At 73.4% G+C, this 688-nt stretch carries 2 protein-coding genes; one reads left to right on the forward strand and one right to left on the reverse strand.

From position 1 onward, the window contains the following. Positions 1–182, reverse strand: a 182-nt coding sequence (locus G3O06_RS48500) for a hypothetical protein (RefSeq protein ID WP_205820488.1), incomplete at its 3' end; no start/stop codon positions are given. A gap of 243 nt (positions 183–425) precedes the next feature. Between G3O06_RS48500 and G3O06_RS48505 the strand changes: the two genes are divergently transcribed. After that, positions 426–688: universal stress protein (locus G3O06_RS48505; RefSeq protein WP_205820489.1), on the forward strand; the 263-nt coding region annotated here is incomplete at its 3' end.

The raw sequence follows: 688 nt of genomic DNA on the forward strand, positions 1-688 counted from the left end.
TGCAGCGACGTCTTGCCGTAACCGGCCGGCGCCTGCACGAGCGTGACCGGCCGGCCGTCGAAAGCGGGCGCGGCGAGGCTCAGCCGCGCGCGAGCCAGCAACTGCGCGGGCACGCGCGGCGCGGTCGTCTTCAGGACCAGTTCGGTGGGAGGCGCGTCGGCGCGATCGGGTGGGTGGGCCATCGGGGCAGCAGTCGGAATCCGGCGGTGCCGTGCGGGCCAGCGTCCGGGGTGGGCGTGGGGGGAAGGATCGGTCGAACCGCGTTCGCGCGTCAATCCCCCCCGCGACGAGTGGGGCCGCGCCGGCACCGCATCGATAGCATGGGTTCCGATGCATGACGAACACCACGAGGAGCCCACCCATGAACATCGTATCGACCGGCACGCGGCGCAGCGCGCCGCTCGCCGGATAAGCGGAGCGGCGCGATGTACCGCCATCTGCTCGTGACGGTCGACGGCACGCCCGGCGGCATCGACGCGATCGGCCATGCGCTCGAGCTGGCGCGTGCGGTCGGCGCCCGGGTCACGTTCATGCTGCCCGGCGCCGCGCCGGACTCGCGTTTATCCGGAGCGCGGCTGCCGGAGCACGGTGCGAAAGTGGAAGCCGCCGCACGGGCGCAAGGGTTGTCCCATGCGATTGCCGCGGCCGGCGATGCAGCGCCCGGCGCGCTTGCGGCCGAACTCGGCTG

The organism is Burkholderia sp. Ac-20345, from assembly GCF_017104825.1.
GTDB lineage: Bacteria > Pseudomonadota > Gammaproteobacteria > Burkholderiales > Burkholderiaceae > Burkholderia > Burkholderia lata_B.